The 4,895-nt window shown below is 70.9% G+C and carries 3 protein-coding genes and 1 pseudogene; all 4 read left to right on the top strand.

The genetic code is table 11. The features are described from left to right. Positions 1-1,889 (top strand): annotated as a pseudogene (locus AC16JP_RS00745) (hypothetical protein); the annotation flags it as partial. After that, positions 1,889-4,081, top strand: a complete 2,193-nt coding sequence (locus AC16JP_RS00740; RefSeq protein WP_484338687.1) for a carbohydrate-binding protein — start codon at positions 1,889-1,891, stop codon at positions 4,079-4,081. The pseudogene AC16JP_RS00745 and the gene AC16JP_RS00740, both read left to right, overlap by 1 nt. Further along, the gene (locus tag AC16JP_RS00735) at positions 4,078-4,614 is read left to right on the top strand and encodes a DUF4376 domain-containing protein (protein ID WP_484338686.1); all 537 of its coding nucleotides are present in this window, start codon (positions 4,078-4,080) and stop codon (positions 4,612-4,614) included. Before AC16JP_RS00740 ends, AC16JP_RS00735 begins: the two co-directional genes overlap by 4 nt. Next, a partial coding sequence (locus AC16JP_RS00730; protein ID WP_484338685.1) for a hypothetical protein occupies positions 4,611-4,895 on the top strand: 285 nt, incomplete at its 3' end. The genes AC16JP_RS00735 and AC16JP_RS00730, both read left to right, overlap by 4 nt.

Here is a 4,895-nt window from a genome sequence, read left to right as displayed (position 1 = left end):
GCGATTTCGGGCGGCAGGTAAAACGGGAACGGCAGGAAGCCGAGCGCGAGGCAAAGCGGCTGGCCGACACCGCCGCCCGCGAAGCCGGGCGTGCGGCCGATGCCGCAACACGCGAAGCAAGGCGCGCCGCCGAAGCGCAGGCGCGGCTGATCGAGGGGCTGGTGACGGCCGCCTCGAAGGCGGCGGCCTTCAACATCTTCAGGCCCGGCATGGTGGCCGACCATTTCCGCGCGGCCGAAGCGGCGCGCGGCAACGACGATCTGTCGGCCGCCGTCGGCCGTGCCGAAAACAGCATCGATGCGCAGCGTCTGGCGGCCGAACTGGAAAAGGGCGGGCGGCTGCTGGGCGATGCGGCGACGGCCCGCATTCTGGAACAGGCAGGCGCGCTGGGGCAGGCCTTCGGCGGCGCGGCCGCGCGCGCCATCGCCATGGCCGAGGGGATCGCCAGCGGGGATTTTCGCGGCGTCGGCGGCAGGCTGGGGGGCGTGTTGCAATATGGCGCCGACACGCTGGGGCAGACGCGCTGGTTCAAGCAGGCGGTGGCCGATCCGATCACCGGGGCGCTGGCCCGCATCTTCGGCGAGCGCGACTTCGCGAAACTGCTGGGCAACACGCTGGCGACTGCCGGGTTCGGCGCCAACATGGGGGCGCTGGTGGGCGGCGGCAGCCAGGGCGGCATGATCGGCGGCGCCATCGGCGGCGTGCTGGGCGAAGTGGCCGGCAAGGCCGCCGGCAAGGCGATCGGCGGCGCGCTGGGCGGCGCCATGGGGCCGATCGGATCGATTCTGGGTTCGATCGCCGGCGGGCTTTTGGGCGGGCTGTTTTCAAAGGCGAAAACCGGCAGCGCCACGGTTTCGATCACCGGCGGGCAGGCCAGCGTTTCCGGCCAGAGCGGCAACAACGACAGCCTGCGTCGCGCCACCGCATCGTCGGCGAACGCGGTGATCGGCAGCCTGGCCGACATCGCGGCGGCACTGGGCGGCGATCTGGGCGATGCCAGGGTTTCGATTTCGGCCAGGAAGGACAAATATTACGTCGATTACGCCGGCATGGGGCGCACCAAGGCGCGCGGCGGGCAGGTGGTCGAAACCAAATCCGCCGACGAGGCCATGGCGCTGGCGATGGCGAACGCCATTCACGATGGCGCGATCACCAATGTGTCGCCGCGCGTGCAGCAGGCACTGCAACGCTATGCCGACAATCTGAACCGCGCCGTGGCCGAGGCGGTGAAGGTGCAGGATCTGGAAAAGCTGCTGGCGAACGCCAGAAACCCGTTCGCCGGCGTGTTCCAGGACTTCGAGCGGCAGATGAAGGAACGGCTGCGCGTCGCCCGCGATTACGGCTTCGAGATCAATGAAATCGAGCGCCTGAACGGCGAGGAACGCGCCCGGCTGATCGCCGAACAGACGGAAAAGGCGACGGCCAGCGTGAAGGCGCTGCTGGACGACCTGAAGTTCGGCAATCGCGCCGAAGGATCGGCCGCCGAACGGTTGCAGTCGCTGGGCGCCGAACGCCGGCGGTTGCAGGGGCTGGTGGATGGCGGCGACATCGGCCAGAGCGACGCGCTGGCGGCGATCATCCAGCGCGAGCTGGACCTGCGCCGCCAGGCCTATGGCACCACCGGCGAATATGCCGCGCCCCGCGCCGAGGCGGTGACGGCGCTGGAGGCGCTGCTGGCGCAGGCGCAGGCAAAGGTGCAGCAGGCATCTGACGCCGCGCGCGACCTGACCAACGACCGGCTGGCCGAACTGAACGGCACAGCGGATGAACAGATGACGGAACTGCAACGCCAGTCGGCGCTGCTGGCGCAGATTTCCGCTGCGCTTGGCAGCGGCGGCGGCCTTGTCGATCCCGGTGTTCTGGGCGTCTATGCGCGGGTGCTGGTCTGATGGGCGCGGTAACGCTGGTGACGCTTTCGCCGCGCCGGGCCGCCGACGGCGCGGTGCAGACGCTGCGGCTGGTGGCGAACGCCCGCCATCATGCAAGCTTCTTCGGCCAGCAATGGCTTCCGGCGATCGTGGCGCTGCCCGACCCGGAACTGGACCTTGGCTTTGACGGACGATCGTTCGGCCAGGGCGCAACGCCGCAGGTGGGGCAGTTGCGGATCGCTGTTGACGCCGCACCCGGCAACCCGGCTTCCGCCCTGCCGACGGCCGGCTGGCCTTCGCTGGTGTGGAAGGGCGCGGCCTGCACGCTGCGGATGGCGGCATGGCCGCCAACCGGCGCCGACCCGGCCGACGGCGATTTTTCCGCCGCCTGGCCGTTCGTGGTGGATGAAGCCACCACCAGCGCCGACGGGCTGCTTGCCCTGACGCTGGTCGATCCCGGCCAGCCGCTGCGGCAACCCGGCCAGCCGGTGAAGTTCGGCAGCAGCGGCAACGCGCTGCTGGATGGCCCCGGCGCCGGGGATCTTTCGGGGCAGGTGGTGCCGGCGGGCTGGGGGCGGCTTGCCGGGGTTCCGGCCAGCCTTGTCGACAGGGTGAACAACATCTGGCTGCTGCACGCCCGGCCCAGCAGCGCGGTATCGGCCATTTATGATGGCGGCGCGGCGTTTTTGGCCGGTGTGGCGCGGGCCGACCTTGCGGCGTTGCAGGCGAACGTGCCCGCCGCCGGCGCGGCCGACTGGTGCCTCGACGCCGGCGGGCTGACGCTGGTGCGGCCATGGACGACGCCCGCCTATCCGCTGACCGCCGATCTGGTGGCCGCCGGCCCCGATACTGCGGCCGGAATCGCCGGGGCGCTGGTGGCGGCGCGCAGCGGCCTTGCCTTTGCCGCCGGCACGGTGGCCGCGTTCGATGCGCTTTATCCTGGTCCCTGCGGCCTGCTGGTCGATGACGAACGCTCGACCGCCGGCCTGCTGGACCAGTTGCTGTGCCCGCTGGGCGCATTCTGGGCGCTGGATGCCACCGGCCAGATCGCGCTGGGGCGGCTGGCCCCCGGCGCGCCTTCGGTGGAATTCGGCGGGCCTGCGCTGATCAGCGTCGAACGGCGCGGGCAGGTGATGCCGACGCATCGGCGGCAACTGGGGTATAACCGCAACGATCGTGTGCACAACGAGGGCGAAATCGCGACCATCCTGCTGGCGGCCGACATCGCCGGCCTTGGCGATCTGGCCACGCAGGACAAGGTGGACTGGGGCGCGCAGGTGGATGGCGCCGGCAAGCCCGAGGACGGCGCGACGCGCAACGTCAATCGCGGCGCCTGGGCGGCGGCCGTCGCCTATGTGGCGGGCGACGTGGTGGCGCTGGGCGGGGCTTCCTATACCTGCCAGAGCGCCCATGTCTCGGCGGCCGGCAACGCGCCGCCTTCGGCCCAGTGGCAGTTGCTGGCCGACGCCGGCGCCGACGGGCTTTCGATCGCTGCGTCGCGCCCGGTGATGACGGTGGCGCAGTTCGCCGACGGCACGGCAAAGCCCGGCGAACTGCCGCAGTCGGTGCAGATGATCGTCTATGCCGGCAGCACCGATGTCACGGCCGCCGCCACCTTCACGCTGCCCGCGCAGACGAACTGCACGGCATCGAACGATGGCGCTGGCGGCTTTACCCTGACGGCGCTCTCGGCGCTGCCGGCCAGTTTCACCGTGCGCGCGGCGCACGGCGGCAAGACCATCGACATGGCGATTGCGGTGGCCGCACCGAAGGATGGCGCAGCCGCCAGCCGCGCCAGCGTGGCGGCGGGCGCGCCGTCTTCCACCGGATCGCTGGTTGTGGTGGGCACGGTCGATCTGATCGTGGCCGATGGCGCCACCATATCCGCCCACGGCGGCATGGAGTATCGCGCCGTCGACGACGGGCTGGGCAACCGCACCGTGGCGCTGGCGGCCGCCGTTTCGATCGAGAATGTCACCGACGCCGGCGCACCCGGCTTCGGTTCCACCTCGGTCGGCTCTACCTCGCTTTATATTCACGGCGACGGGCTGGCCGATGTCGGCTTCGTGTCGGCCAGCCACTCGACGACGAACAGCGCCGGCGCCACCAGGCAGTTCCGGGCGAAATTCTGGACCATGAAAAACAGCGGCAATTCGACTGCGAACACCGGATCGGGTGAATTTTCCGGCAGTGTGGAAATCAGCGCCGCATGAGCAGCTTTGCCCTTGTATCGGATGGCAAGGTGGTGGCGACCGGCGAGGACAACACCACCCTTGCCGCGTTGGGTGCGGGCGCGGTGGTCGCGCTCGATGCCGCGGCCTCGGCGGCCGTGCGGGCGGGGCTGGCGCTGGAACTGGTTGGCGGCGTGCCGGTCGAATCGCTGGCGGCCGCCCGCGTCCGGGCGTGGGAACGGGCAAAAGCCGCGCGCGACGCGGCCGAATTCGGCGGCTGCGAAACACCTTCGGGCCGCGCCGACACCAGCCGCGACAGCATCATGCGGCTGAACGGCGCGGTGGCGGCAGCGCAGATCGCCCTCGCCGCCGGGCAGCCGTTTTCGCTGGACTGGACACTGGCCGACAACAGCGTCGTCGCGCTCGACGCGCCCGCCACGATCGCGCTTGGCCTTGCGGCGATGGCGCATATCGTCGCCTGCCACGAACGTGGGCGTGAATTGAGGGCGGCCATCGCCGGCGCGGCCGATCTGGCGGCGCTGGCGGCGATCGACGTGACGGCGGGCTGGCCATGAGCGCGCCGACCGCCCGCGCCGAATGGCTGAAAACGCAATACCGCTTTGCCGTGGCGCAGGCCCCGGCGGTGCTGGCGCTGTGGGCAGGCGACGCCGCCGACACCAGCCAGCAGACGGCCCTTGTGGCCGAGGCCGATGCGGCAGCCGAGGCCGCGCGGCAACTGGCGCAGATGGCCATGGTGCGCGGGCGCGATGTGGTGCTGCTGGCCGGGCTGCATCCGGGGCTTCCTGGCCGGACGGTCAGGCTGCCCTATGCCGGGCGCTTCGGCCATGGCGCGACT

Source organism: Sandaracinobacteroides sp. (assembly GCF_057137845.1).
Note: the sequence above shows the minus strand (reverse complement) of the source record. Positions and strands in the feature narration are given on the sequence as shown.